General features: G+C 70.3%; 23 protein-coding genes and 1 riboswitch. Of the genes, 11 read left to right on the top strand and 12 right to left on the bottom strand.

Annotated elements, in window-relative coordinates; translation table 11 throughout:
- Window positions 1-356, bottom strand: a 356-nt coding sequence (locus C516_RS0114225; protein WP_018719080.1) for a spermine/spermidine synthase domain-containing protein, incomplete at its 3' end; no start/stop codon positions are given.
- A 199-nt stretch (window positions 357-555) separates the two neighbouring features.
- Between C516_RS0114225 and C516_RS0114220 the strand changes: the two genes are divergently transcribed.
- Window positions 556-1,422: a 3-hydroxyacyl-CoA dehydrogenase family protein gene (locus C516_RS0114220; protein WP_018719079.1), complete on the top strand. Its 867-nt coding sequence runs from the start codon at window positions 556-558 to the stop codon at window positions 1,420-1,422.
- A gap of 3 nt (window positions 1,423-1,425) precedes the next feature.
- On the opposite strand, the gene C516_RS0114215 is transcribed toward C516_RS0114220, so the two are convergent.
- Genes C516_RS0114215 through C516_RS0114175 form a run of 9 tightly spaced genes read right to left on the bottom strand, consistent with a single transcriptional unit; the run spans window position 1,426 to window position 13,268 of the window.
- A complete protein-coding gene (locus tag C516_RS0114215; protein WP_018719078.1) occupies window positions 1,426-2,901 on the bottom strand; it encodes a cobyric acid synthase in 1,476 nt (491 codons plus the stop codon).
- Window positions 2,898-3,779, bottom strand: coding sequence for a cobalamin-binding protein (locus C516_RS0114210; protein WP_018719077.1), 882 nt, complete (start codon window positions 3,777-3,779; stop codon window positions 2,898-2,900). Before C516_RS0114210 ends, C516_RS0114215 begins: the two co-directional genes overlap by 4 nt.
- Complete coding sequence (gene cobD / locus C516_RS0114205) at window positions 3,776-4,771, bottom strand: threonine-phosphate decarboxylase CobD (RefSeq protein ID WP_018719076.1); 996 nt, start codon at window positions 4,769-4,771, stop codon at window positions 3,776-3,778. The genes C516_RS0114210 and cobD overlap by 4 nt, the downstream gene beginning before the upstream one ends.
- Window positions 4,764-5,663 carry a cobalamin biosynthesis protein CobD/CbiB gene (locus tag C516_RS0114200; protein ID WP_018719075.1) on the bottom strand — a complete coding sequence of 300 codons (900 nt, stop codon included), beginning with the start codon at window positions 5,661-5,663 and terminating at the stop codon, window positions 4,764-4,766. Before C516_RS0114200 ends, cobD begins: the two co-directional genes overlap by 8 nt.
- Window positions 5,663-6,274, bottom strand: coding sequence for a cob(I)yrinic acid a,c-diamide adenosyltransferase (cobO, locus tag C516_RS0114195; protein WP_018719074.1), 612 nt, complete (start codon window positions 6,272-6,274; stop codon window positions 5,663-5,665). Before cobO ends, C516_RS0114200 begins: the two co-directional genes overlap by 1 nt.
- Window positions 6,271-6,570 (bottom strand): DUF2149 domain-containing protein, encoded by a 300-nt coding sequence (locus C516_RS0114190; protein ID WP_018719073.1) that lies wholly within the window; start codon window positions 6,568-6,570, stop codon window positions 6,271-6,273. The genes cobO and C516_RS0114190 overlap by 4 nt, the downstream gene beginning before the upstream one ends.
- Window positions 6,557-7,006 (bottom strand): MotA/TolQ/ExbB proton channel family protein, encoded by a 450-nt coding sequence (locus tag C516_RS0114185; RefSeq protein WP_018719072.1) that lies wholly within the window; start codon window positions 7,004-7,006, stop codon window positions 6,557-6,559. The genes C516_RS0114190 and C516_RS0114185 overlap by 14 nt, the downstream gene beginning before the upstream one ends.
- A 25-nt stretch (window positions 7,007-7,031) precedes the next feature.
- Window positions 7,032-11,468: a cobaltochelatase subunit CobN gene (locus C516_RS0114180; protein WP_018719071.1), complete on the bottom strand. Its 4,437-nt coding sequence runs from the start codon at window positions 11,466-11,468 to the stop codon at window positions 7,032-7,034.
- 9 nt (window positions 11,469-11,477) lie between these two features.
- Window positions 11,478-13,268, bottom strand: a complete 1,791-nt coding sequence (locus C516_RS0114175; protein ID WP_026321203.1) for a TonB-dependent receptor domain-containing protein — start codon at window positions 13,266-13,268, stop codon at window positions 11,478-11,480.
- A gap of 113 nt (window positions 13,269-13,381) precedes the next feature.
- Window positions 13,382-13,619, bottom strand: a riboswitch (cobalamin riboswitch).
- Between the two features lie 172 nt (window positions 13,620-13,791).
- On the opposite strand from C516_RS0114175, the gene C516_RS19625 reads away from it, so the two are divergent.
- From C516_RS19625 to C516_RS0114140, 7 genes are all read left to right on the top strand, one after another.
- On the top strand, window positions 13,792-13,998 hold the full coding sequence (locus C516_RS19625; protein WP_018719069.1) for a DUF1289 domain-containing protein: 207 nt from the start codon (window positions 13,792-13,794) through the stop codon (window positions 13,996-13,998).
- On the top strand, window positions 13,998-14,660 hold the full coding sequence (locus C516_RS0114165; RefSeq protein ID WP_018719068.1) for a GntR family transcriptional regulator: 663 nt from the start codon (window positions 13,998-14,000) through the stop codon (window positions 14,658-14,660). The genes C516_RS19625 and C516_RS0114165 overlap by 1 nt, the downstream gene beginning before the upstream one ends.
- Window positions 14,661-14,690: 30 nt before the next feature.
- The gene (locus C516_RS0114160) at window positions 14,691-15,107 is read left to right on the top strand and encodes a cobalamin B12-binding domain-containing protein (protein ID WP_018719067.1); all 417 of its coding nucleotides are present in this window, start codon (window positions 14,691-14,693) and stop codon (window positions 15,105-15,107) included.
- Between the two features lie 55 nt (window positions 15,108-15,162).
- A complete protein-coding gene (locus C516_RS0114155) occupies window positions 15,163-16,596 on the top strand; it encodes a phenylacetate--CoA ligase family protein (protein WP_018719066.1) in 1,434 nt (477 codons plus the stop codon).
- Window positions 16,589-17,566 carry a methylmalonyl Co-A mutase-associated GTPase MeaB gene (gene meaB / locus C516_RS0114150; protein ID WP_018719065.1) on the top strand — a complete coding sequence of 326 codons (978 nt, stop codon included), beginning with the start codon at window positions 16,589-16,591 and terminating at the stop codon, window positions 17,564-17,566. Before C516_RS0114155 ends, meaB begins: the two co-directional genes overlap by 8 nt.
- The gene (locus C516_RS0114145; protein ID WP_018719064.1) at window positions 17,556-19,250 is read left to right on the top strand and encodes a methylmalonyl-CoA mutase family protein; all 1,695 of its coding nucleotides are present in this window, start codon (window positions 17,556-17,558) and stop codon (window positions 19,248-19,250) included. The genes meaB and C516_RS0114145 overlap by 11 nt, the downstream gene beginning before the upstream one ends.
- 67 nt (window positions 19,251-19,317) lie before the next feature.
- Window positions 19,318-19,890, top strand: coding sequence for a cob(I)yrinic acid a,c-diamide adenosyltransferase (locus tag C516_RS0114140; protein ID WP_018719063.1), 573 nt, complete (start codon window positions 19,318-19,320; stop codon window positions 19,888-19,890).
- A 541-nt stretch (window positions 19,891-20,431) separates the two neighbouring features.
- Here C516_RS0114140 and C516_RS0114130 read toward each other — a convergent pair.
- Together C516_RS0114130 and C516_RS0114125 are read right to left on the bottom strand one after the other, a co-directional pair.
- Window positions 20,432-21,199 carry an ABC transporter ATP-binding protein gene (locus C516_RS0114130; protein WP_018719061.1) on the bottom strand — a complete coding sequence of 256 codons (768 nt, stop codon included), beginning with the start codon at window positions 21,197-21,199 and terminating at the stop codon, window positions 20,432-20,434.
- On the bottom strand, window positions 21,199-22,185 hold the full coding sequence (locus tag C516_RS0114125) for a FecCD family ABC transporter permease (protein WP_018719060.1): 987 nt from the start codon (window positions 22,183-22,185) through the stop codon (window positions 21,199-21,201). Before C516_RS0114125 ends, C516_RS0114130 begins: the two co-directional genes overlap by 1 nt.
- A 242-nt stretch (window positions 22,186-22,427) precedes the next feature.
- Between C516_RS0114125 and C516_RS19620 the strand changes: the two genes are divergently transcribed.
- The 3 genes from C516_RS19620 to C516_RS0114110 are packed head-to-tail and all read left to right on the top strand — an operon-like array spanning window position 22,428 to window position 26,640.
- The gene (locus C516_RS19620) at window positions 22,428-24,605 is read left to right on the top strand and encodes a type I secretion system permease/ATPase (protein WP_240466154.1); all 2,178 of its coding nucleotides are present in this window, start codon (window positions 22,428-22,430) and stop codon (window positions 24,603-24,605) included.
- A gap of 35 nt (window positions 24,606-24,640) precedes the next feature.
- On the top strand, window positions 24,641-26,014 hold the full coding sequence (locus C516_RS0114115; protein ID WP_018719058.1) for an HlyD family type I secretion periplasmic adaptor subunit: 1,374 nt from the start codon (window positions 24,641-24,643) through the stop codon (window positions 26,012-26,014).
- Window positions 26,015-26,016: 2 nt separating this feature from the next.
- Window positions 26,017-26,640 (top strand): hypothetical protein, encoded by a 624-nt coding sequence (locus C516_RS0114110; RefSeq protein ID WP_156831255.1) that lies wholly within the window; start codon window positions 26,017-26,019, stop codon window positions 26,638-26,640.
- Window positions 26,641-26,954: the final 314 nt, after the last annotated feature.

The following is a 26,954-nucleotide window of genomic DNA, read 5'->3' as shown; positions in this document are numbered from 1 at the left end:
GAGGCCCGGGTCACGCCCTCGTCGATGTCCACCAGCACCGCGCGCTCCACGCCGGGGTGGCGCAGGACCTCGCGCAGGGTGCCGCAGTCGCCGCCGCCGACGATCAGCACCCGCCGGGGATCGGTGTGGGTGAACAGCGCCGGGTGGGCCATCATCTCGTGGTAGAGGAAGTTGTCCCGCGTCGTCAGCATCACGCAGCCGTCCAGGGTGAGGACGTTACCCCAGTGGCTCGTCTCGAAGACCTGGATGTGCTGGTAGGGGCTGTGTTCGTCGAGGAGTGTCCCCGTGATACGCAGCGAGAACGCCACGCCCTCGTCCTCGAACGCTTCGGAAAACCAGTGCTCGTCGAGACTCATGCCATGCTCCGCGTGGATCGTGGCCGGGAGTTTACTAGTGCCCTCCGGGGATGCCCAGCACCGCGCGCGTCCGGGGGCTTGCGCCCTGTGCGCGGGGACGCTGATATGATGGCGCCTTCCTGAAACCCTCGCGGCCGCACGCTGCTGGCCCGCAGGGCGGCGAGCGGGGCATTACAGCACAGAGAGAGGAGACCGTCGGATGACTGACACGCCGCAGCGCATTGCCGTCGTGGGGGGCGGCACCATGGGACGGGGGATCGCCCAGGCCGCCCTCACCGCGGGCCGGGAGGTCGTCCTGTGTGACGTCTCCGAGGCCGTTCTGGACAAGGCCCGGGAGACCATCGACGGTGGCCTGCGGCGCCTCGTCGACAAGGGTCGGCTGGAGGCTGACGCCGCCGAGGCCGCGCTCGCGCGACTCAGCGTCACCACCCGCATGGCGGACCTGGCCGATGCAACGGTGATTGTCGAGGCGGCGCCGGAGTCCCCGGAGCTCAAGGAGGGCATCTTCCGCGAGCTCGACACCGTGGCACCGGAGGCGATCCTGGCCTCCAATACCTCCTCGCTGTCGCTCACGCGGCTGGCGGAGGTGACCGGCCGCCCGGAGCGGGTCGTGGGGATGCACTTCTTCAACCCGGTGCCGGTGATGCCGCTGGTGGAGGTGATCCGCGCCCGGCAGACCGCGGATAAGGTGGTCGAGACGGTGGAGGCGCTGGCCCGGGACCTCGGTAAGACCCCGGTGCGCATCGGCGACAGCCCCGGCTTCGCCGTCAACCGCATCCTCATCCCGATGATCAACGAGGCGGCGTTCGTGGTCGAGGAGGGCGTCGCCACGGCCGAGGCGGTGGACGAGGCCATGCGCCTGGGGGCCAATCACCCCATCGGCCCGCTGGCGCTGGCGGACATGATCGGCGTGGACGTGGTGGTGGCCATCATGGAGGTCCTCCAGCAGGGCCTGGACGAGGCCAAGTACCGGCCCTGCCCGCTGCTGCGCCGTCTCGTCGACGAGGGGCACCTTGGCCGCAAGAGCGGCAGGGGCTTCTACGAGTACCCGCCGAAGGGGCGCTGAGCCTCAACCCGCCCCTGCCCGGTCCCGGGTGAGCCCGATGGCCCGGGCGAGGGCGGTCAGGTCCACGTGGCCGGCGACCGCATCCGCCAGGCGGTCGATGCCGGCCTCGCGCTCGGCCTCGTAGTCCGTGGCCCGCGGGTCGGCGAGACCGGCCCAGCGCAGCAGTGCGGTGCGTGCCTCGGGGTGCTCGAAGACCCCGTGCAGGTAGGTGCCGGCGACCCGGCCGTCCGCGCTGACGGCGCCGTCCGGCGTGCCGTCCGGGAGCCGGGCGAAGGGGTGCCGCCGGTCGCTGCCGTCGGTTTCGCCCATGTGGATCTCGTAGCCGTCCACCGCCGCGCCGCCCGCCAGGCTCGCGCGGACCCGCGTGAGGCGTTTGTCGGCGGCGAGGGTGGTGGCGACGTCGAGCCAGCCCAGGCCCATGCTCTCCCCCGCGGGGCCCTCGACGCCACCGGGGTCGGCGATCCGGTGGCCGAGCATCTGGTAGCCGCCGCAGATACCGAGCACCCGGCCGCCGTAGCGCAGGTGGCGGGCGAGGTAGCCGGGCCAGGCGTTGTCACGCAGCCAGTCGAGGTCGGCGCGCACGGACTTGCTGCCGGGCAGGATCACCAGATCCGCCGGTGGCGGGGTCTCGCCGGGACCGACGAGGTGCACGGAGACGTCCGGGTGCAGGCGCAGCGGATCGAGGTCCGTGTGGTTGCTGATCCGCGGCAGCGCCGGAACGACCACGCGCAGCGCGGCGTCGCCGGCGGCGCGCTCCCGGGGCAGGGCGTCCTCGGCCTCCAGGTGGAGGCCGAGGAGGTAGGGCAGCACCCCGAGCACCGGCACGCCGGTGTACTCGCTGAACCACGTCAGCCCTGGATCGAGCAGGGCCCGGTCGCCGCGGAAGCGGTTGATCACCACGCCGACGACACGGGCGCGCTCGCTCGCCGAGAGCAGCGCCAGGGTGCCCACCAGGGTGGCGAACACGCCGCCGCGGTCGATGTCGACGACCAGCACCACCGGGCAGTCCACCGCCTCGGCGAAGCCCATGTTGGCGATGTCGCCCTCGCGGAGGTTGATCTCGGCGGGGCTGCCGGCGCCCTCGGCGACGATCAGCCGGTGACGGGCGGCGAGGCGGGCGTGGGCGGCGAGGACGGTCCGCCGCGCGGTGCGCCTGTAGTCGTGGTAGTCGAGGGCGTCCATGTGACCGTGGGCCCGCCCGGCGAGGATCACCTGGGCGCGGCGGTCGGCGCTGGGCTTGAGCAGCACCGGGTTCATATCGGAGTGGGGCTCGATGCGGCAGGCCCGGGCCTGCACGGCCTGGGAACGGCCGATCTCGCCGCCGTCGACGGTGACCGCGCTGTTGAGCGCCATGTTCTGGGGCTTGAACGGTGCCACGTTGACCCCGCGGCGGAGGAACGCACGGCACAGACCGGTGGTCACGGCGCTCTTGCCCGCGTCGGAGGTGCAGCCCTGCACCATCAGCGTGACCGCGCTCATGGCCGCCGCCCCCGGGCCGTCTCCAGGGCCTGGCAGACCCGGGCGGCGCCGGTCAGAATGCGCGGGCTGGCGCGGTGGATCACGTCCGGGTCGACGTTGAAGAGGTTGTCCCGGGCCACTGCGGTGATCGATGGCCACTGTTGCCAGTCGTCCAGCCACTGCGGGCGTTCCCTGCCCCGTCCGGCGGCGATGATGACCTCGGGGTCGGCGGCGATGACCGCCTCGGTGCCCACCCGCGGCACCAGAGGGTCGAGGCCGGCGAAGACGTTGCGCCCGCCGCAGAGATCGATGACCCGGCTGATCAGGTGCTCGCCGTTGACCGTGATCATGGGGTGGTTCCAGATCTGGAAGAACACGGACACGCTCGGCTGTCCCGAGTAGCGTTCGGCAAGGTGGTCGCGTTCGCTGCGGAAGCGGGCCGCGGTGGTGCGGGCGGGCTCGGGGGTGCCGGCGAGCCGGCCGAGGCGTTCGACGGTCTCGGGGATCGCCTCCAGCGAGCGCGGCTCGCTGACGAACACGGTCAGCCCCAGCTTGCGCAGGCGTTCCACCGTCTCCTCGCCGTTGCCGCTGCGCCAGGCCACGACCAGGTCCGGGTCGAGTCCGAGGATGCGCTCGTAGTCGACCGCGTCGTAGCTGCCCACCCGGGGCAGGTCCCGGGCCGCCGGGGGCCAGTCGCTGTAGCTCACCGCGCCGACCACGTGATCGCCGGCGCCGGCGGCGTACAGGATCTCCGTGGCGTGGGGGGCGAGGCTGACGATGCGGTCTGCCGGCTCCGGCAGCTCTATGCGGCGGCCGGCGTCGTCGACGGCGCTCACGGCCGCGGCGGCCGCGGCGGCCGCGGCGTGGAGCAGGAACAGGGCGGCGAGCAGGGTCCTCATGCGGTGATCTCCCCGAGGGCGGTGTCCAGTCGGCGCCAGGCGCCGGCCGTGCCGGGCAGGCCGAAGCGCAGGGCCGGCGGATCGTCGAAGGCCCGCACCAGTATGGCGCGCCTGGCGAGCGCCGCGGCGAGTCCACGGGGCGCGGTGTGCGGGACGTAGCGGAACAGGGGTGTGCCCCCCGCCGGGGGCAGCCCGTGGTGCCGGAGGATGCGCTCGAGCCGGCGGGTGGCGGCGGCCAGCCGGCGGCGTTGCCGGCTGCGCCATCGCCGGTCCGCGAGCGCGCGGGTACCGAGCCAGCGGGCCGGGTGGCTGACCGCCCAGGGGCCGAGCTGGCCGGCGATGGCCTCGCGAACGGGTGTCGGCATGCCGACGAAGCCCAGGCGCAGGCCGGCGAGGCCGTAGAACTTGCCGAGCGAGCGCAGTACCACCAGGCCTGGCCGGCCGGCGAGGGCGGCCACGGTGTCGCCGCCGTCGGCGTCGGCGAAGGCCTCGTCCACCACGAGCCAGCCGCCGCGGCGGGCGAGCCGGGCATGCAGCGAGGACAGCCGATCCGCGTCCAGGTGCCGTCCGGTGGGGTTGTCGGGATTGACGACGACCAGGGCATCCGCGGTGTCCGCGGCGTGCCGCAGCGCCGCGTCCGTGACCGCCGCCGGCGTGACGCCGGCGTGTTGCCAGGCCGCCGCGTGGCCAGCGTAGCTGCCCGCGGTGCAGGCCACGCGGGTGGCGCCGAGCACCCGCGGCAGGCACTGGATCGCGGCCTGGGAGCCCGGTACGGCGAGCCATTCACCGCCGCCGTAGGCCTGCGTCGCCGCGGCCTCCAGGCCGTCGTCCGGCTCCGGCAGCCGCTGCCAGACTGTCGCCGGCAGTGGCGGCGATGGCCAGGACCATGGGGCGATACCGGTGGAGAGGTCCAGCCACTGCGCGGGCGCGATGCCGTAGCGTTCCGCCGCGGCGTGCAGCCGGCCGCCGTGCTCGACGTCGTGCTCAGCCAAGGCCGGCCCCCAGGGTGATTACCATCAGCCAGGCGGCGGTGCCGCGGTCCACGAGGGCGACGGCGCGGTGCAGGTCGCCGGCGTCCGGTGCGGGGCCGGCGCCCAGCGTGGGCCGTTCGTGGTGGACGCCGTGGTAGCTGGCGGCGCCGCCGAGCTGCATGCCCAGGGCCCCGGCGCCGGCGCCCATGACCGCACCGGCATTGCCGCTCGGCCACCCCCGGGCCCCGGCGAGGCCGTGCCGCCAGCCGCCGCGGCGATCGCCGAGGAGGGCGTAGGTCGCTGCCGTCAGTCGCGCGGGAACGAAGCCGAGCACGTCGTCGAGCCGTGCTGCGGCGGTGCCGAAGCGGGCGAAGCGTGCGTTGCGGTGTCCCCACAGGGCGTCCAGGGTGTTGGCGAGGCGGTAGACGACGGCCCCGGCGGGTCCGGCGACGACGAACCAGAACAGCGTGCCGAAGACGGCGTCGTGACCGTTCTCCAGCACCGATTCCGCCGCCGCGACCGCGCAGCCGTCCGCATCGAGCACGTCGGTGTCCCGCCCGACCATCCGTGCGGTCGCCGCCCGGGCCGCCGACAGGTCGCCCGCGGCCAGCGGTGCGGCCACCGCGCTGCCGTGGGCGGCGAGGCTGCCGCCCCCCAGGGCCAGCCACAGCAGCGCCACCGACGCCACCGGGCCGGCGACGGGCAGTGCGCCAGCCAGCGCGGCGATCAGCCCGGCCGGCACGAGCAGGGCGGCCAGCGCGAGCGCGCCGCGCACACGGGGCCGGTAGCCGTCGTTGAGCCGCGCCTCCAGCGCCGCCGCGGCGGCGGCGAAGGCATTGAGCGGGTGGCGCCGGGGCTCCGGGAGGAGCCGGTCCAGCGCCACCGCCAGGGCACAGGCCAGTGCCGCGGTCACTACAGCTCGACCCCCTTCTGGGCGCGGACGCCGGCCTTGAAGGCGTGCTTGACGACCTTGTGCCAGCTCACCGTGTCGGCGGCCTCCACCAGGGTGTCCGGTGCGTTGCGGCCGGTGATCACCACGTGCTGCATCTCCGGGCGTGCGCTCAGGGCCTCGAGTACCGCCGGCAGCGGGACGTAGTCCTTGTCCAGGGCGATGTTGAGCTCGTCGAGCAGCACCAGGCCGTAGGCCGGGTCGGCGAGCATCGCGGCGGCACGCTCCCAGGCCGCGGTGGCGGCGGCGGTGTCCCGCTCCGGGTCCTGGGTCTCCCAGGTGAAGCCCTCGCCCATGACGTGGTAGTCCACGCCGTCGATCCCGCGGAAGAACGCCTCCTCGCCGGTGGCGTAGGCGCCCTTGATGAACTGCACGACGCCGACGCGCATGCCGTGGCCCAGGGCGCGGGCGACCATGCCGAAGCCGGCGCTGCTCTTACCCTTGCCCTTGCCGGTGTGCACGACGATCACGCCGCGGTCCTCGCTGGCCCGGGCGATGCGGGCGTCGACCAGGCGCTTGGTGCGTTCGGCCTCCGCGCGCCGTGTGTCGGTGGTCGTGGTGCTGTCTTCGCTCATTGGGATTCCCCCACCATGATGAGTTTGCCCGTCTCCGGGTCCCGGTAGACCTCGCCCACCGGCTGGAGTCCGCTGCCGCCGCCCTCGACGCCGGCCGGCGGCTCGGCGAGCTCGTGGCCGCGGTCGACCTCGCGGCCGCCCCGGAGGGCGTCGTGGACGTCCTCGCTGCGGGCGGCCAGTGCCACGAGCAGGCCGCAGACGAAGACCAGCATGATGTCGACGAGGTTGGCGAGCGGTCCCATGGGATCGCGCTCCTGGTCGTCGAAACGGCCGGTCAGGCGCCTACGCCGGCTCATGTCCCGCCTCCATGCGATCGAGGAGCTCCTCGTACCAGCGCCGGCGCAGCCGCGCGACGACGAAGCCGGCCAGGCCGGCGAGCAGCCCGACCACCGTGGTGTCGAAGGCCACGGTGACCGCGGTGGCGAGCACGTCCAGCTCGCCGTTGCCGAGTGCGCTCAGCCCCGGGCCGAGGGGGATGAGCGTGCCCATGAGTCCGAGCATGGGGGCGCCGCGGGCGAGCAGGTCGGCGCGGTCGATGCGCCGCCGCGCCAGCCGTTCCGCGGCGTCCGCCGACCCCCGGGCGAGCCGGCGCAGGGCGAACGCGCGCTCGCCGGCGGCCACCCCCAGTTCCCAGACGGTGAGCGCGACGGTCACCGCCAGCAGCGCGAGCACGGGCTGCAGGAGCCAGCCGGTGACCCGGTGCAGCAGGTCGATGAAAACACTGTCGAACATCGTTCCTCCTTGGTGTGGGGCGCCCTCAGCGGGCGCGGCCCAGTCCGCCGCGGATCACCCCGCCCGCCAGCAGCACGCCGAGGCCGGCGAGCAGCCAGTACGGCGACCACGGCGGTGTCGGGGCGTCGTCGTCCCGCTCGCGGGCGTCGCGCTCCCCGGCGGACTGGCCGGACTCGCCGCGTTCGGCGTCGTCCGCGGGACGTTCGCCGGACCTCGCCGGGGATTCGCCCGCGGTCGTCGCCGGGGTGGACGGTGTCGCGGCGTTCTCCTTCGGCGCGTCCGCGGCGGCGTTGGCGGGGGTCGGGGTGATCTCGGCGACGGTGGTCACCGTCGGCCCCGACGGCCGTGGCTCGCCCCGGGCCGCGGCGATGCGTGCGCTGAACGGCCCGCGCAGCGATTCGGGCAGGCGCGGCGTCACCCACTCCAGCATCGGGTGCTCCGGGGCGGTGTGGCCGCTGCCGGGCAGGCCGTCGGCGATCACCGAGCGGGCGAACTCGGTGGCGAGCTGCTCGACGGTGGCGTCGTCGGCGTCCCAGAAGCCCTTCTGGATGGCGACCAGCATGATCGCGAGCATGTTGGTGCGCACGTGCACGTTGTTGCCCTGGCGGAGGAATTCGTCGAGGCCGAGGTCGTTGGCGTCGTCGATGTAGACCCGCTTGACCGCCTCCCAGGCCCAGGAGCGCACGATCTGCGGGTTGGTCACCTGCCAGCCCCAGAGGTATTCCATGAACTCGCTGCCCATGGTGCGGGCGCCGGCGTAGCCGTGATCCATCAGCCCGCGGATCCAGGCCGGATTGAGGTAGCGCCCGCGCAGCTCCTTGAGCAGTGCGGTCTCCAGTGGCTCGACGTTGGCGTCGCCGGGGTCGGCGAGGTGGACGACGCTGTTCGCCGGTGCCTCGCCGGTGAGGGTCTCCACGGCGAGGCTGAGTCCGCCCAGGTAGTCGAAGGCGTCGTTGTTGTCGAGCAGGCCGTAGAGGTTGCTCGCGCGGCCGAGATAGCTGCGCTCGACCCGGCCGAGGGCCCGGCGGAAGCCCTGCCGGGTGGCCTCGCCCTGGATGCCGGCGCCGTAGGCGTGGCCCAGGCGGCGCAGGTAGGTGTCGGCCAGGCTGCTGCGGTCCTGCCAGCTCCCGGAGCGCTCCACCAGGCGGTTGATACCGGCGCCGTAGCTGCCCGGGGCGTCGCCGTAGACGCGGCGCACCGAGCGCTCGCCGGCCTTCGCCGCGGTGAGCCCCTGCGACAGCGCCGCGCGGGTGTCCTCGACCCAGTGGGCGGCGACGCGGTTGCGTGCCAGCGGCTCGTCGCCGGGCTCGCCCAGCTCGTCCACCGGCCCCAGGGCCGTGTCCAGCGCCACGGTGAGCGCCGGATGGCGTTCGCGGATGGTCTGCGCCGAGCCCTGCAGGGCGAGGCGGGTGCCCCGGTCCAGCCAGACCAGCAGCTCGCCGTAGAGGTCGCGGAACAGCCCGGAGGTGGTGAACACCACGTCGCGGCGCTCGCGGCCGTCGGCCAGCGGGACGCGTTCGAGCCCCTCGACGATGCCGCGGGCGTTCCACACTGGCCTGACCCCGAGCATGTCCAGGCCGAAGGCGACCATCGCGCCCTCGTCACGGACCGTGTCCGAGGCCCACAGGACCACCGCCTCGCTGCCGTCGCCGCCCTTGCCGCGGGCCTCGGCGGCCATCTCCGAGCCCAGCGACCAGCCGACCCGGGTGGGCAGGAGGTTGCCGTTCAGGCCGTGGAAGTTGCGCCCGGTGGGCAGGACGTCGGGGCTGCGGATGGGGTCGTTGCCCGGGCCCGGCGGTACGAAGTGCCCGTCGAGGGCGGCGAGCAGGGCCTCACGCTCGTGCCGCGGGGAGGCGGTGAGCTCCGCGCGGGTGTCCGGGCCGGCATCGTCGCCCATGGACTCGAGCATCATCGACACCGCGTCGTCGTCCCACTCGCGGCCGAAGATGTGCAGCCCCTCCGGCATGAACGATTCCTGCAGCGCGGTGAGGTAGTGGCCCACCTCGTGGACCAGCAGCGCCGGGTCCAGGGTGTCCAGGTCGATGCTCTCCGTGCCGCGCTCGGCGGCGATCTGCGCGGCGAGCTCGCCGCCGAGGTCGAGGCTGTCGAGCCGGGTGCGGATGCGCCGCACGGAGCGCTCCCGGGCGGGGCTGCCCGGCTCGGCGGACTCGAAGGATTCCACCAGCTGGCGCAGCCCGAGCAGCTCGTCGTAGAGCGGCGTGGTCCGCAGCGGCGGGGTCAGGTGATCAACCATCACGGCGAGGCCGCGGCGCTTGGCCTGCAGGCCCTCGCCCACGCCGTCGACGATGTAGGGGTAGATCCCGGGGATATCCCCGGCAATCAGCGACGGGTAGTCGCTGGTGGTCAGCCCCGTGCGTGGGCCGGGCAGGAATTCGTAGGTGCTGTGCCGGCCCAGGTGGACCAGGGCGTCGGCGCCGAAGTCCGTGCGCAGCCAGTGATAGAAGGCGAGGTACTGGTGCGGCGGCGGGAAGGCCAGGTTGGCGTGCAGCAGCTCCTGGCGCACGCCCCAGCCCCGCGGTGGCTGCGGGCCGACGAACACGTTGCCGAAGGTCAGCCCGGGGAGGATCAGCCGGTCGTCGTGGGTCATCACCCAGCCCGGTGCCTCGCCCCAGCCGTCCAGGCCTGGCACACCGGTATCGCGCAGGGCCCGCGCGAGCTGTTCGGCGCGGTCCCATTCGCCGCTGTCCAGGGCCTCGTCGGCCGCCGTTTCGAGCTGCCCGAGCAGGTCCAGGGCGCGGGGGGCGGCGGGGTGGCTCGCCTCTTCCAGTAGGTGGCGGATGTCGCCGGCGGTGCGCGTGAGGAGGGTCCGCGCGGTCTCCGGCCGGTCCAGCGTCAGGGCCCGGCGCAGTCGCGGCACCAGGGCGGCGACCGGGCCGCCGGAGACGGCCCGGCGTGCGGTTTCCGGCAGGGTGTCGAACCAGCGCCGGTAGGTGGCGGCGTCCATGGTGTTCACCCGATCGGCCATCCCGGCGAGGGCGTCGGACTGTTCGGGGAGGTTCACGCCCCGCTCCTGAAGCCGTTCGACCATGGCCCCGGCGTCCTCGGGGATGTCGCCGACGCGGTAGCCGGCGGCCTTGAGCCGGCGGAGGATAGTGACCAGGGAGGCGGGGACGTCGAGGTTGTCCGCGCCGATGTTGTGCCGCCCCGGTGGGTGGTTGTAGTAGATGATGGCGATGCGCTTGTCGGCGTTGGCCTTGCGCTGCAGCGTGATCCAGTTGCCCGCACGGCGGGCGATGGCATTCACCTGTGCGGGCAGCGGGTGGGTCACGGTGAGCTCGATGCCGGTGAGCGGATCGATCCGGGGCGGCTCTGCGGCGGCGAGCACCATCGGCTGGCTCACGCCCTGGAACTCGGGCATCGACAGCCGGTAGTGGACGCTGTCGGCGGGCAGGCCGTCCGGGGAGAGCCGCCACTCGGCCTCGGTGCGCTTGCTCAGGCGGATGCCCTGGAGTACCGGCACCTCCAGCGACTCCAGCGCCCGGGTGGCGGCCTCGCGGCCGTCGCCGCCGCCGATCACGAATCCCTGGAGGCTGATGATCGCGCCCAGCGGGGTGTCGCCGAGGCGCTGGTCCAGGGTCTCCAGCGCGGTGACGCTGGCCTGCCCCCAGCGTGCGAGCAGCACCAGGCACTGGGGGCCCTGCTCGCGTACCGCCTCGCACAGGGCGTCGAGCAGGGCGCGCTGGCCGACGCTGTCGCCGGTGTCGTGGTCGAGTACGGCGACCACGGGACGCTTCGCCTCGAGGCGGAGGTCGTCCGCGGGGACGACCTCGCCGTCGTGGTAATAGCGCAGCGGCGCCCGGGTCTGCGGCTCGGGTACGCTCACATCCGCACCCGCCTCCCGGGCGAGGTAGGCGAGCAGACCGGCGGCATTGGCCGCACCGCGGCCGCTCCAGTAGGCGTGAGCGGTGAGCCAGCCCGCCTGGGCCGGGTGCTCGGCGGCGAGCCGCCGGCGCATGGCGGCCGGGTCCTCGTCCGCGCCGGGATTGGCCGTCAGCTCGTCCAGGGTGGCGTCGTCGAGCCCCGCCAGCGGCTGCTTGCCGCCGAGGCGCGTGAGCCGGTTGATCGCGCGGGCGCTGCTCACGCCGATCACGGCACGGTGGTCGCGGTCCCGCTGCACCAGCCGGCGCAGGCGTGGCACCACCGCGTCGCCGAACACGGCGGCGAACAGCACCGCGTCGGCGCGCTGCCACAGCGCGGCGAGCGCGGCGTCGGAGAGCCCGGCGATCTGCCCGGTGGTGCGCAGGACGATCTCATGGCCGGTATGTTCGGCGGCATAGCGTTCTGCGCCGGCCGCGAGCCGGGGCGCGGAACGCTCGGAGACGATTCCCAGCAGGACCGGGCCGTCGCCGTCATCCGCGGCCGGCGAGGGGCCCGGGGCGAGCCCCAGGACGAGGAGCGCCGTGGCGGCGAGCCGCCGCCACGGGAGACCGGTGATGGACATGGCCGCGGCTTAGCTGCCCGGCTGCCAGGTCACCGATACCAGCGCCGCCCGGCCGGGCATGTTGTAGGTGTCGGCGGTCTGGTAGTCCTCGTCGAAGAGGTTGGTCACCCGGCCGCGCAGGGTCCAGGCCTCGTCGATCCGCCAGGCGGCGGTGAGGTCCACGACGGTGTAGGCGTCCAGCTCCGTGGTGTTGGCGGTGCTGTCGTAGCGCTCGCCGCCGTAGTGGATGCTGGTGCCGAGGGTCGCCCGCCCGAAGGTGCGGCGCACGCTCAGGGTGGACTTGAACGACGGCCGGCGGCCGAGCTCGTTGCCGGTGTCCTCGTCCTCGGTGTGCATCCAGGTGGCGGTCAGGCGGGTGTCGAAGCCGGCCACGCTGCCACGCACCGTGCCCTCGACGCCGCGGATCAGGGCCTCGTCGACGTTGACGTAGGTCGAGCTGTCTTCGGACAGGGCGATCAGGTCGTCGATATGAGTCTGGAAGGCCGCCACGTCCCAGCGCCAGTCGTGGCCGCCCTTGAGCCCGAGCTCCCAGCTCTGCGACTTCTCCGGGTCGAGGTCCGGGTTGCCCTGGTACATGCCGAAGTAGCCCGGGTAATAGAGGTCGTTGAAGCTCGGCGCCTTGAAGGCGGTGCCCCAGGAGACATAGGTGCGCATGCTCTGCGTCAGGCGGTAGCCCGCGGCGACGCTGCCGGTGGTCTCGCCGCCGTAGACTTCGTTGTCGTCGTAGCGCACGGCGCCCTGCAGGTCGAAGGGACCGGCGAACCACTGCTGCTGGAGGAAGGCCGCGAGGTTGTCCCGGCTGGTGCGGTCGTAGTCGGTGGTGCTGTCGACCTGGTCGTCGTAGTAATCGACGCCGACGGTGGTGATCAGGTCCTCCGAGAGGAAGAGATCGTTCTGCCAGGTGACGCTGTCCCGGGTGGTGGTGTAGCGGTCGTCGGTCTCCGGGCGCAGGTCGTAGTCGTCCAGCGCGCGGCCCACGGACAGCTGCGAGCGCCACATCGGGGAGAGGCGCCAGTCGGCGGTGGCATTGACCGACTGCTGCACGGTCTCGTCGGTGCCCGCGTCGTACTCGTTGTCGCCCTCGGTGCGCATCACCTGGCCACGGAGGCTCAGGGCATCGGTGACGTCGTAGTGGCCGTTGGCGCTCAGCGAACGGCTGTCGTAGCCGTCGCGGTCCGGCTCGTGGCTGAACGCCCGCTCGTCGGTGGCGTCGAAGCCCTGCGTGGACTCGCCGGAGAGATTGATGCCGAAGCCGCCGCGGCCGATCTCCCGGGCGACGCCGACACCGGCCTCCCAGGTGTGCTGGCTGCCGGCGGCGACCCGGGCGTGGGTGGAATCGCGGTCGGTGAAGATCTGGATCACGCCGCCGATGGCGTCCGCGCCGTAGAGGCTCGCCCGGGGGCCACGCACCACCTCGATACGCCGGATCTGGCTGACCGGGATCTGCTCCAGCGGGGTGCTGCCCTGGGTCGCCGAGCCCATGCGCACGCCATTGATCAGAACCAGGGTGTGATCGCTCTCGGTGCCGCGAAGATAGACGCTGGCGGACTTGCCGCGCCCGCCGTTGCGGCTGATGGATACGCCGGCCAGATCGCGCAGCAGCTCGACGGCGTCGGCGGGCTGGCGCCCCTCGATGTCCTCACGCGTGATCACGTCCACGGCGGCGAGGGCGTCGTCCGCCGTGATCGGGGTCCGGGTCGCAGTGACCTGGACCGGGGCGGTGACCTCGGCGCCCTGGACGGTGGTGGCGAACGTGGCACCGACGGCGGCGGCCACGACGAGGCTGGTTCGGGTTCTCATTGTCTTCCCCCCTGATGCGCACACCCGCGCATGTTCGTGATGAGCGGCGCGGGAGGGCGGCGGGGAGACGACGCATTAGAGGGCCGGCAACCCGGACACCGCCCCCCGCGGCGTCGACGGATGCGCTACAGGCCGGTCTCCGGGCTCGCGAGTCCGACCTGGGGGTCGCGGGTCGAGCCTTCCCACGTCGCAGCGACGCAGTGGCGGAATTCGACCCGTGGCGCGCCGTGACGGCGCCCCGACTCGCTTACCGTTGCGGGGGCAGCGCCGGCCTTGCCGTCGACTGACGGCGCACCGGCTTCCCGTTTAACCCGTGGCGTGATCACGGGAACCTGAAGCGATTGGAAGGCAAGAACCTACCGGCAATCGACAGGGGGGTCAACGTCGCGGCGGACCCTGCCACGGCGTGTTCCATGGGTCGTCAGGCCGCCGAAAGCCGTGTCCGGCGCCGGCGCGTCAGGGGTTTACCCGGTTTTTTGATTACTGTATACAGTATTCCGAATGCATAAGGACGGTGATGCCAATGGCTGATGTCCCCTCCCCGTGCATCGGGGTCTGCGCCCTGGACGAGACCGGTGCGCAGTGCCGCGGCTGCGGCCGCACGCTCGATGAGATCGCGGCCTGGCCGGAGCTGGACGACGCCGGCCGGCGGCGGGTGCTCGAGCGGCTGCGCCGCCGGCGCGGGGACACGACTGGGCAGGAGGCAGGAACGATGGAGGACTCGCGCTGATGCAACGGATCGACACCCCCAAACCGCTGCCGGAGCTGGTCTACGACGCGGTCCTCAATGCGATCTGCGAGGGGACGCTGCCGCCGGGCGAGCGGGTGACCCAGGAAGGGGTCGCGGCGCGTCTCGACGTCTCGCGTCTGCCGGTGGGCCAGGCGCTCAAGCGGCTGGAGGCGGAGGGCTTTCTCTGCCCGGCCGGACGGCGTGGCCTGCGCGTCGCGCCGCTGACCTCGGAGCTGGTCCGCGAGCTCTACGGCCTGCGCGCCGGGATCGATCTGATCGCGGCGGGGGAGGCGGCACGCCGCTGCGATGCCCGCTTCCGCCGCGAGGGTCAGCGGGTCCTGGACGACGGCCGTTCGGCGCTCGCCGCCCATGACGTGCCGCTGCTGATCTCGGCGGACGAGGAGTTCCACTGGCTGATCTACGAGACAGCCGGTAACGCCCGGATCCTGGAGGTGATGGCCACCCAGTGGCACCACACCCGCCGGGTGATGCACCAGGTCATCGATGACGTGGCCAACCAGGGTCCCATCTGGGACCAGCACGAACGTATCTATCGGGCCATCGCCGACGGCGATGCGGCGTCAGCGGAGCGGCTGGCCCGCGCGCATGCCGACGAGGCCTCGGGTTGGCTGCAGGAGGCCGCCGAGCGGCAGTCGGCCTAAACCGTGAGAACACAACGAGGAGGAGAGGAAATGGCTCAAAGCGAACCGGTCATCCGGGTACTCCTGGCCAAGGTCGGCCTCGACGGCCACGACCGCGGTGTGAAGATCGTCGCCCGGACCCTGCGCGATGCGGGTATGGACGTCGTCTACACCGGCCTGCACCGCACCCCCGAGGAGGTCGTGGACGCCGCCCTGCAGGAGGACGTGGACATCCTCGGCATCAGCCTGCTCTCGGGCGTGCACATGACCGTCTTTCCGCGGGTGCTGGAACTGCTCCGCGAGAAGGGCGGCGAGGACATCATCGTCGCCGGCGGCGGGGTGATCCCCGACGAGGACGTCACCGAGCTCGAGCGCATCGGTGTCTCGAAGGTCCTGCTCCAGGACACCCCGCCCCAGGAGATCGTCGACGCCTTCCGCTCGCTGGTCGCCGAGCGCGGTCCGCGCTGACGGCCGCCGGCCTGCGGCGCGATACGACATAACGACAGAGCTGGAGGAGGAGATCATGGAGCAGTGGCAGTTCCCGCCGCGCTACGACGGGACCTACTTCCCCGCGCCGGAGCAGCGCTACTGGTTCCCAGAGCGCGAGACCATGGACCCGGAGCGCCGTGACGAGGCCATCGTCGGGCGGCTCCGCGAGGTCATGCACTACGCCTGGGAGCACGCGCCGTTCTACCGGCGGAAGTGGTCCGAGGCCGGGGTCCACCCGGACGACATCCGCAGCCTCGCCGACTTCGAGCGAGTGCCGGTGGTCACCAAGGATGAGCTGCGCGCCTCCCAGGGCGCCAACCCGCCCTTCGGCGACTACCTGTGCGTGCCGGACGCCGAGGTGCACCACATCCACGGGACCTCGGGGACGTCCGGGCGGCCCACGGTGTTCGGCATCTCCCGCTCGGACTGGGACACCATCGCCAACAACCATGCACGGATCATGTGGGGCATGGGCCTGCGCCCGGGGGACACGGTGTTCGTCGCCGCCATCCTGAGCCTGTACATGGGCTCCTGGGGGGCGCTCATCGGCGCTGAGCGGCTCGGCTGCAAGGCCTTCCCGTTCGGTGCCGGCGCGCCGGGGATGACCTCCCGCGCGGTGACCTGGCTGCGCATGATGCAGCCCGCCGGCTTCTACAGCACGCCCTCGTACGCCCAGCGCCTCGCCGAGGTCGCCCGGGAGGAGGGTGTGGACCCGCGGGAGTTCGGCATCCGCGTGATGTTCTTCTCCGGCGAACCCGGCGGCTCCATCCCGGGGATCCGCGACAGTATCGCCGAGACCTTCGGTGCGCGGGTGGTGGACTGCGGCACGATGGCCGAGGTCACCCCCTGGATGCACGGCGCCGGCAGTGCCGACACCGACGGCATGCTGTTGTGGCAGGACATCGTCTACACCGAGGTCTGCGACCCCGAGAGCTTCCGCCGCGTGCCCTACGGCAGCCAGGGGACGCCGGTCTACACCACCCTGGAGCGCACCTCCCAGCCCATGATCCGGCTGTTCTCAGGCGATCTCACCCACTGGGTGATGGAGGACAACCCCTGCGGCCGGACCTATCCGCGCCTGCCCCAGGGCATTTACGGGCGCATCGACGACATGTTCCAGATCCGCGGCGAGAACGTGTACCCCAGCGAGATCGCTGCCGTGCTCACGGAGCTGGAAGGCTACGGCGGCGAGCACCGGATCGTCGTCTCACGCGAGGGCGTGATGGACGAGCTCGCCGTGCAGGTGGAGGCGGACACGGCCACGGAGTCGGCCGGGGCGCCGGCGATGGAGCGCTTCAGCGAGACTGCGGCCGCCGCGCTGAACCGGGTGCTCGGCCTGCGCGTGGCCATCGAGGTGGTCTCCCCCGGCACCTTCGAGCGCACCGACTTCAAGGCGAAGCGCGTGATCGACGATCGCGATCTCTACCGCACGCTCAACCGGCGCGCCGGGAGCGGCACCGATGGCTGATCGCATCGCCTCCGACGAGCTCGCCGAGCGCGTGTGCAACGGCGATCCCCGGGCCATGGCCCGGCTGATCACCCGCACCGAGGGTGGCGAGCGTGAGTGCCGGGACGCCCTGGCGGCGCTGTATCGGCGCACCGGCCGCGCCCACGTGGTCGGCATCACCGGCGTGCCCGGGGCGGGCAAGTCGTCGCTGGTCAGCGAGCTGGCGCGCACGGTGCGCGGCAGTGGCCGGCGGGTCGCGGTGATCGCCATCGATCCGTCCAGCCCGTTCTCGGGCGGCGCGATCCTCGGCGATCGCATCCGCATGTCGGAGCTGGTGAGCGACCCGGGGGTGTTCATCCGCAGCATGGCCACCCGCGGGAGCCTCGGCGGGCTCGCCCGTCCGGCCCTGGACGCGGTGGACGTGCTCGACGCCGGCGGCTTCGACGTCGTGCTCATCGAGACCGTGGGTGTGGGCCAGGACGAGGTGGACGTGGTGCGCGCCGCGCACACCACCGTCGTGGTCAATGCCCCCGGGCTGGGTGACGACATCCAGGCCATCAAGGCGGGGATCCTGGAGATCGCCGACGTGCACGTGGTCAGCAAGGCCGACCGGCCGGACGCCAACCGCACCGTCCGCGAGCTCAAGTCCATGCTGATGATGAGCATGCCCGAGGGGCCGGACGCCTGGCACGTGCCGGTCATCCCCACGAGCACGGAGGAGGGGAGCGGCTTCGACGAGCTGCTCGCCGCCCTGGACCGCCACCGGGAACACCTTAACCGCACCGGCGAGATCGATACCCGGCGCCGCCGCATCGCGAGCACCCGGGTCGTCAAGATCGCCGAGGAGATCGTGCGCGACAGCTTCCTCCGGGCCCACCCGGAGCGCATCGACGCCATGCTCGAGCGCGTCGTCGAGCGTGAGCTGGACCCGCACGGGGCCGCCCTGGAACTGCTGGACACGGTCAAGGAGAGGATTCGTTATGACGAGTGAGCTGTACAACGATGCCGCGGTGTCGCGCATCGACGCCGAGCGCCGCGACTGGGAAGACAACGAGGTCGCGGGCTTCATCCGCCGCATGCCCGAGAGCCGGAGCGAGTACCGCACCGGGGCCGGGCTGCCGGTCAACCGCGTCTACACGCCGGTGGACATCGCCGACACGGACTACGCCGACATCGGCCTGCCCGGGCGCTACCCGTTCACCCGCGGGCCCTACCCGACGATGTACCGCGGCCGGCACTGGACCATGCGGCAGATCGCCGGCTTCGGCACCGCCGCGGAGACCAACGAGCGCTTCAAGTACCTGCTCTCGGTGGGGCAGACGGGGCTGTCGGTGGACTTCGACATGCCCACCCTCATGGGCTACGACTCCGACCACGGCATGAGCCACGGCGAGGTCGGCCGCGAGGGCGTGGCGATCGACACCCTCTCGGACATGGAGACGCTGTTCGAGGGCATCGACCTGACCAAGATCTCGGTGTCGATGACCATCAACCCCTCGGCCTGGATCCTGTACGCGATGTACATCGCCCTGGCCCAGAAGCGCGGCTACGACCTCAACGACCTCTCGGGCACGATCCAGAACGATATCCTCAAGGAGTACATCGCCCAGAAGGAGTGGATCTACCCGGTGCGGCCGTCGGTGCGCCTGGTGCGCGACTGCATCCAGTATGGCGCCGAGCACATGCGCCGCTACAACCCGGTGAACATCTCCGGCTACCACATCTCCGAGGCCGGGGCGACCGCCGTGCAGGAGGTCGCCTACACCATGGCGACGACCATCCAGTACGTCGAGGAGGCGATCAAGGCGGGCGTGAGCGTGGACAACTTCGCGCCCAGGCTGTCGTTCTTCTTCGTCAGCCAGGCGGACTTCTTCGAGGAGATCGCCAAGTTCCGTGCCGCCCGCCGGGTGTACGCCAAGATCATGGCCGAGCGCTTCGGGGCGCAGAAGCCCGAGTCCTGCCGCCTGCGCTTCCACGCCCAGACCGCCGCGGCGACCCTGACCAAGCCGCAGTACCAGGTCAACATCGTGCGCACCGCCTTCCAGGCGCTCTCCGCGGTGCTCGGCGGGGCCCAGTCGCTGCACACCAACGGCATGGACGAGGCCTTCGCCATCCCCACCGAGGAGGCCATGCGCATCGCCCTGCGTACCCAGCAGGTCATCGCCTACGAGACCGGCGTGGACCAGGTCATCGACCCCATTGGCGGCTCCTACTACGTGGAGTCCCTCACCGACGAGATGGAGCGCCAGATCAACAGCATACTGGCCAAGGTCGACGAGATGGGCGGCACCCTCAAGGCCATCGAGGACGGCTGGTTCCAGAAAGGGATCGCCGACTCCGCCTACGACTTCGCCATCCGCAAGGCGAGCGGCGAGCGGCCGGTGATCGGGGTCAACTGCTTCGTCGAGGAGGAGGAGAAGGTCGACATCGAGACCCATCCCCACGACCCGGAGACGGAGCGCCGCCAGATCGAGCGGCTCGAGCGGGTGCGCCAGGAGCGCGACGAGGCCGAGGTGCAGCGGCTCATCGAGGAGCTGCGGGAGACCGCCGAGGACGAGTCGCGCAACATCATGCCGGTGACCATCGAGCTGGTGAAGGCGGGCGCGTCCATGGGTGATATCGTCGAGACCCTGCGCGAGATCTGGGGCACCTACCGCGAGACCCCGGTGATCTGACGCGCCCAGCGACGCAAACGGGACAGCAAGGCCGGGCCGCGGGCCCGGCCGGAGAGAGGCGTGCACCATGGTCCGTCTGACCAAGATCTACACACGAACCGGCGACGCCGGTGACACCGCCCTCGTCGACGGCAGCCGCGTGCCCAAGGACGCGCCCCGGGTGGCGGCCTACGGCACCATCGACGAGCTCAACGCCACCATCGGCCTCGCGCGTGTCGGTGCCGCGGGACGGCTGGAGACCGAGCTGGAGCGCATCCAGAACGACCTCTTCGACCTCGGCGCCGACCTGGCCACGCCCATGGAGGCGGCGCTCAAGCACGAGCCCCTGCGCCTCGACCCCGCGCAGGTGGCGTGGCTCGAGGGCTGCATCGACGCCTACAACGCCGAGCTGGAGTCGCTGCGCTCGTTCATCCTGCCGGGGGGCGTCGCCCGCGCCGCCCACCTGCACATGGCCCGCACCGTCGCCCGCCGCGCCGAGCGCAAGCTGGTCACCCTGCAGCGCGAGAGCCGCATCAACGAGGCGGCGCTGGGCTACGTCAACCGCCTTTCCGACTACCTCTTCGTCGCCGCGCGCCACGTCAACGCCAGCGAGGGCGACGGCGACCTCCTGTGGGTGCCGGGCCGCTACCGCGAGGGCTGACGCGGCGGGGGCCCGCGTAAGTCGCGCACGGCTGCGGGCCGTGTGCGACATTCCCGCGAGACCACCTGGATGTCGCACGCCTTGCGGTGCACGACCGGCGCGTGTGCGGCGCTGGATTCACACGACAGGCCGACCCGGGTCATTTCCCGTGGGAACGCGCGGTCGGCTTCGGTTCGGGTAGGTCGGTTGCTCCTGGCAACCGACAGCCGCGGTCGTGTCGCACGACGGCAATGCTGGTCCACATGAACGGCCGCTGATCCCGTCCCTCGGGCCGGTGGCTACCGTAACCGCCATTCTTTCCCCGGCGATCGAATGCGCCGTCGGATTCAGGCCGGCAGGAAGGCCCGCCGCTCGCCGTCGTCGATGATGCGGATCGGGTGGCCGTAGTTCGGGTAGGTCGGTTGCTCCTGGCAACCGACAGCCGCGGTCGTGTCGCACGACGGCAATGCTGGTCCACATGAACGGCCGCTGATCCCGTCCCTCGGGTCGGTGGCTACCGTAACCGCCATTCTTTCCCCGGCGATCGAATGCGCCGTCGGATTCAGGCGGGGAGGAAGGCGCGCCGCTCACCGTCGTCGATGATGCGGATCGGGTGGCCGTAGAGGCGTTCGAGCATGGTCTCGTTGAGCACCGTCGATGTCTCGCCGAAGCACGCCTGCCCGTCACCGAACAGCAGCAGGACGTGATCGCAGAAGCGCGCGGCCAGGTTGATGTCGTGCAGGCTCATCACCACCGTGCGCGCCTGCTCCCGGCCGCGGGCGGTGATCAGCTCGAGCACGCGGATCTGGTGATGGAGGTCGAGGTGGTTGCTCGGTTCGTCGAGCAGCGCGATCTCCGGGTCCTGGGTGAGCAGGGTCGCCAGCGCGAGGCGTCGGCGCTCGCCGCCGGAGAGCGTGTTCACCGGCCGGTCCGCCAGGCTGGCGAGCCCCACGTCGGCCAGCGCGGCCTCCGCCAGCGCGGTGTCCTGCCGGCCTTCCCATTCCCACGTCCCGAGCCACGGGTGACGGCCGATCAGCGCCGTCTCCAGCACCGTGGTGGGAAAGGCGTCGTGGCTGTCCTGGGGCATCAGCCCCAGCCGCCGCGCCAGCGCCCGCCGCCGGATGCGCGGCAGGGACTCGCCGTCCAGGCGCAGCTCGCCGCCCTGGGCCGGGCGCAGGCCGGCCAGGGTGTGCAGCAGCGTGGTCTTGCCGGTGCCGTTGGCGCCCAGTATGCCCCAGCACTGCCCGGGCTGGAGGGCGACGCTCAGCGCGGTGCACACGCCCTGGCCGGCGATGCGTACGTCCAGGCTGTCGGCCTCCAGGACTGCCATCACGCCGCTCCCCGGCCGCCGCGATAGAGCAGGAACAGGAACACCGGCACCCCGATGAACGCCGAGAACACGCCAACGGGGAGCTGCTGCGGCGCAAAGGCCGTGCGTGCCAGCGTGTCCGCGAGCACGATGAAGCTGCCGCCGAGGAGCACGCAGCCGGGCAGCAGCACGCGGTGGTCGCTGCCCATCACCAGCCGCAGCAGGTGGGGCACCACCAGCCCGACGAAGCCCACCGTCCCGGCGACGGTGACCGCCGTGGCCGTGAGCAGCGAGGCGAGCACGTAGATCAGCAGGCGCAGCCGGCCGATGGCCACGCCCAGCGCCTGGGCCTGGAGCTCGCCGCGGGCGAGCAGGTTGAGATCCCGCGCCACCGCCAGCGTGGCCGCCAGCCCGATCGCCAGGACCGCCGCGGGCCAGCCCGCCGAGCCCGCCCCGGCGAGGTCGCCCATCAGCCAGAAGAGCATCCCCCGCAGCTCCGTGGGCGGTCCCACCGAGAGCAGGAAACTCACCACCGCGCCCCAGCCGGCGGCGACCACCACGCCGTTGAGCAGCAGCCGGGTCGGCGTCCAGCCACCGTGGCCGTGGGAGAGCCCGAAGACCAGGACCATGGTGATAGCCGCACCGGCGAAGGCGCTGCCGGACATCCAGAACGCGCCCAGGCCGAGCAGGGTCGAGCCCAGTGCCCCCACCGCTGCGCCGCCGGAGATACCGAGCACGTACGGGTCCGCCAGGGGGTTGCGCAGCAGCACCTGCATCAGCGCACCGGCCAGCGCCAGCAGCCCGCCGGTAACGAAGCCCGCCGCCGCGCGGGGCATGCGCAGCTCACGGATCACGGTGGCCGCGGTATCGGAGGCCCCGCCCCCGGTCACCGCCAGCCACACGTCGTGCGGCGCGACCGCGACACTCCCCGAGGAGATCGCCGCGCACAGGCTGACGAGCGTGATGACCGCGAGCGTGCCGAGGCCGACGGCGGCGCGTGCTGGCATGCGAGAAGGTTCCGTAGTAAACCTCTAAGTATAACCGCTGTATGTCGGCGCAGCCCAAATGGGGGCCGCCTATCGTTGTTTCAGGGCGATGCCGCGCTGCCCCGCGCGTTGCGCGACTGGGGTGTCACCCTGTACACAGGGGGCTAGAGACGCAAAAAACTGACAAACGGTCGATGCTCCAAGGATGGCATCGGCTACTGTTATAGACAGTTTCTCCGTCGAGGATGAACAGGGATGTTGTTGTGGGTGACACGGAAGAGCCCTCGGTAGGGGCCGTCGACACCGGCCTTGCGTGTCTGAGGCTGGTTTCACGTTACTACCAGCTGCCGGCAGACGAGCGCCAGCTCAGGCGGGAGTTCTCTCCAGCCGGTGAGACGGTGGACCCGCTGACCCTGATCAGGGCGGCGCGCACTCTCGGTCTCAGGGCCAAGCGTGCCCACGGGCGGGCATTGCGCCTCGCCACCATGCCTTTGCCGGCGATCGCCGAGTTGACGGATGGGACTTTCGTCGTCCTGGCCCGGGTAGGCGATGATCGCGTTCTGATCCACGATCCGCGGGAAGGCCGCCCACGTTCCGTAAACGTCGAGGACTTTCAGGCGGAATGGACGGGCCGCGCCATTCTGATCACCCGCCGCGCCCTCGCCGAGGAACTGCGCCGGCGGTTCGACATCCGCTGGTTCCTGCCTGTCATCGCGCGTTACCGCCGTATTCTCGGTGAGGTGCTGGTCGCCTCTTTCTTCATCCAGCTCTTTGCGCTGGTCACGCCGTTGTTCTTTCAGGTCATTGTCGACAAGGTCCTGGTTCACAAGGGGCTGACGACGCTCGATGTCCTTGCCGCCGGGTTTCTGATCGTCGCGCTGTTCGACGTGGTGCTCGGCGGGCTGCGGACCTATCTGTTTTCCCACACGACCAACCGGATCGATGTCGAACTGGGGGCGCGGCTGTACCGGCACCTGCTCTCGCTTCCGGTCAGCTATTTCGAGGCCCGGCGTGTCGGGGACTCCGTGGCCCGCGTGCGGGAGCTGGAGACCATCCGCAACTTCATCACCGGGTCGGCGTTAACGCTGGTCATCGACCTGTTTTTCACGCTCGTCTTTCTGGTGGTCATGTACTTCTACAGCCCGACGCTGCTGATGGTCGTTCTGGGCAGTATTCCGCTATACGTGATCCTCTCCGTTCTGATGACGCCCGTTCTGCGTGCACGGCTGGACGAGAAGTTCCGGCGTGGCGCGGAGAACCAGGCCTTCCTCGTCGAATCGGTGAGCGGCGTTGAAACGATCAAGGCCATGGCGGTGGAGCCCCAGATGCGAGCCCGCTGGGAGGAGCAGCTGGCCGGCTACGTCCGGGCCAGTTTCCGTGCCACCAACCTGGGGAACGTCGCCAACCAGTCGGCCAGCTTCATCAACAAGCTCACGACGCTGCTGATCCTGTGGATCGGTGCCCGGCTGGTGATCGACGCAGAGCTGACCGTCGGCCAGCTTGTCGCATTCAATATGCTTGCCGGACGGGTCAGCGGACCGATACTCCGGCTCGTCCGCCTCTGGCAGGACTTTCAGCAGGCCGGCATTTCCATAGAGCGGCTGGGGGACATACTCAACGCGCCCGCGGAGCCGGGATACAACCCCAACCGGGCCGCCCTGCCCTCCGTCAGGGGCGACGTCCGCCTGGAGCATGTCACCTTCCGCTATCGGCCGGATACGCCTGAAATCCTCTCCGACCTCAGCCTCCATGCCGAGCCCGGCGAGGTCATCGGTATTGTCGGCCGATCGGGTTCCGGCAAGAGCACACTGACCAAGCTCATACAGCGACTGCATGTGCCCGAGTCGGGGCGCGTACTCGTGGACGGCGTCGATCTGCGCATGGTCGACACTGCATGGCTGCGGCGGAATATCGGTGTCGTGCTGCAGGAAAGCCGGCTGTTCAATCGAACGGTGCGGGAGAACATCGCGCTCGCCGACCCGGGGCTCTCAATGGAACGCGTGATTGCCGCGGCGAAGCTCGCCGGGGCCCATGACTTCATCCTGGAATTGCCGGAAGGCTACGACACCATGGTCGGGGAGCACGGCGCCAATCTTTCCGGTGGCCAGCGTCAGCGTATTGCCATTGCACGGGCGCTGATCATGGATCCGAAGATCCTGGTTTTCGATGAGGCCACCAGCGCGCTCGATTACGAGTCGGAACGTCTCGTCCAGCAGAACATGCGGCGGATCGTGCGCGGCCGGACGGTGTTCATCATCGCGCACCGGCTCAGCGCCGTGAGAGACGCGCACCGCATCATCGTCATGGAAAAGGGCCGTGTAGTGGAATCAGGGAGTCATGCTGAGCTGCTGCGCCACGGAGGTCACTACGCCCGGCTTCAGGCGTTGCAGGACAGCGCGGCTCCGGATGAAGTCGCCGCGGCCGGTGCCGGTGGCCGGTAATTTACCCCGGCGTTTCAGAGGGCAGGCAAACAGGGATGTCGACCAGGGAAGGAAAAACGACGGCGCTCGTCAGGCGTCGAGATGGCACGGAGCGGGAATTCCTGCCGGCAGCGCTGGAGGTCCAGGAAACGCCGCCGTCCCCTGCCGGCCGTGTCATTACCGGGCTGATTGTCGGCGTTTTCGTCGTCGCCGTCGTATGGAGCTACGTCGGGCACGTGGACGTTGTCGCCACGGCGACCGGCAAGATCGTGCCGTCCGGCCACGTCAAGGTCATTCAGCCCATGGAGCAGGCCACCGTAAGGGCTATCCGGGTTGCCGAGGGGCAGCGCGTCGAGGCCGGTGACGTGTTGGTGGAGTTCGATCCCACGATCGGCCGCGCTGACCGGAATCGCCTGAGGGAGCAGCTGATGGCCGCACGCCTGGACCGTGCCCGATTACTTGCGGAGATCGACGCGGTCGATGGTAGCGACAGGAACGCGGCCGGGATGGCCGACTGGCCGAAGGGGGCCGACCCTGCCGCCGTAGCCACACAAAAGCGACTCTTGAGCGGTGAACTCGCGGACCATCGTGCCTCCGTCGCGGCCCTGCAGGCCGAGCTCGTGCGAGCCAGGGCGGAGCGGAACAGTACCGCGCAGGACAAGCGGCGGCTTGAATCCACGCTTCCGCTCATTGCCAAGCGTGCAGCCGCGCTGCATTCGCTGGCCAGCCGGGACATGGCCTCCGAATTCGAGTACCTGGACGTGGAGCGCACCCGTCTGGACCACACAGGGCAGATCCGCACGACGGACGCCAGGTTGGTGGAACTCGACGCACGTATCGATGCCGTCCGGCGCCGGATTGACGCGCAAAGGGCGAAATTCCGGAAGGATGTGGCCACAGATCTGGTGGATGCCCAGAAGCGGATAGCGACGACCCGGGAGGAGTTGAGAAAGGCCATGGCCCGGGCCGAATGGAGCACGCTCCGCGCACCGATCTCGGGCTTCGTACAGGGGCTGAAGATTCACACTACCGGTGGCGTGGTCGAGCCGGCGCAGGAGCTGATGCGTGTCGTCCCGGAAGGCGCGGAGCTGCAGGTCCAGGCCTGGCTGGCGAATCGCGACGTCGGCTTTGTCGACGAAGGGCAGACAGCCGAGGTCAAGGTGGAAACATTCCCTTTCACCCGTTACGGCACCCTGCACGCCACGGTGACCCATGTTTCCAACGACGCGACCGCGCAGGAGAACGGTGGCCTCATCTATGAAACGACCGCCGCCCTAGAGCGTAGCTGGATCGAAGTCGATGGCCGTCAGATTCCACTCAGCCCGGGCATGACCGTATCGCTGGAAATAAAGACAGGGCAACGGCGGGTTTTGGATTTTGTCCTCGCACCGCTGGTTGAGCACGTGGATGAAAGCGCAAGGGAACGTTAGACGTGAATGAAAGTGACCGTGATGACCGCCAATCTGCCTCCAAGCAGTCTGACGGTCGGGAAATAGTGATAGTCAGGCCGAATCATAAACGCCTGCCCTACCTGTATGGATCGAAGTGGCTCTATGCCGGTTTCGTGGCGTACTGGGCGACCGTTTGTCTGTTGCCCTGGCGGGCGATCGGCCGGTCAGACGGCGTCCAGATGTTTGTCGATGTGATGGCATCTCTGATTCCCAGCGTGGTCGGGTTAACGAACGACGTCCACTTCATGCCCGCGCCAGCCCTGGAGGCGCTGCTGGCTTTTCTTCACCTGTCAGGGTGGCTGTTTCTGGGGGTAATGGCATTTTTTCTGTATCCGGTTGCATTCAGGCCGAATGTCAAGCCCAGTCGGTGGAAGTTATTAAACGCGGTTGGGGTGTGCGGAGGGGTATTCGCGTTTTTGGTGGCTATTTTGCACTGGTCGCCCGGTATTACACGCGGGGAAGCAAGTGATGTGTTTCACGACAGTCTTGTTAGGATCACCTTCGCGTATATGTTTTTTTATTGGGTCATGGGTGGGATGTTGGGCATTTGGGGAGGGGCGTTGATTTCCCTTTTTCTTCCCTTGAGAGTCGAAGGAGATGACTGATGGCCAAGGAAGAGTCTCAGCCTATTTCGGGTGAAGCTGCAGCAGGTTCCGTGTGCGGGTGGTTATTGATAAGGAATCCAGTTAAATGTGCCAATTTTTAACTGATAACCTCTATGTCGAGGTGTTTCTGAAATTTCAGTGTTCCGTTTTTAGTTAAGTGTTTGTCAGGGGCTAGGTATTTTGAATCGTCTTGTTTAATAAAACAAGAAGTGGGTCATGGCGGGTGTGTTTAGAGAGAGGGTTTAGTTTTTTGGCGTGGTTGTCTTCTTGATGTGAGGGTTTTGTGTGTGTTGTCGCTGGTTCATGGTGTTTAT

It is taken from the genome of Arhodomonas aquaeolei DSM 8974 (assembly GCF_000374645.1).
Taxonomy (GTDB): Bacteria; Pseudomonadota; Gammaproteobacteria; order Nitrococcales; family Nitrococcaceae; genus Arhodomonas; species Arhodomonas aquaeolei.
Note: the sequence above shows the minus strand (reverse complement) of the source record. Positions and strands in the feature narration are given on the sequence as shown.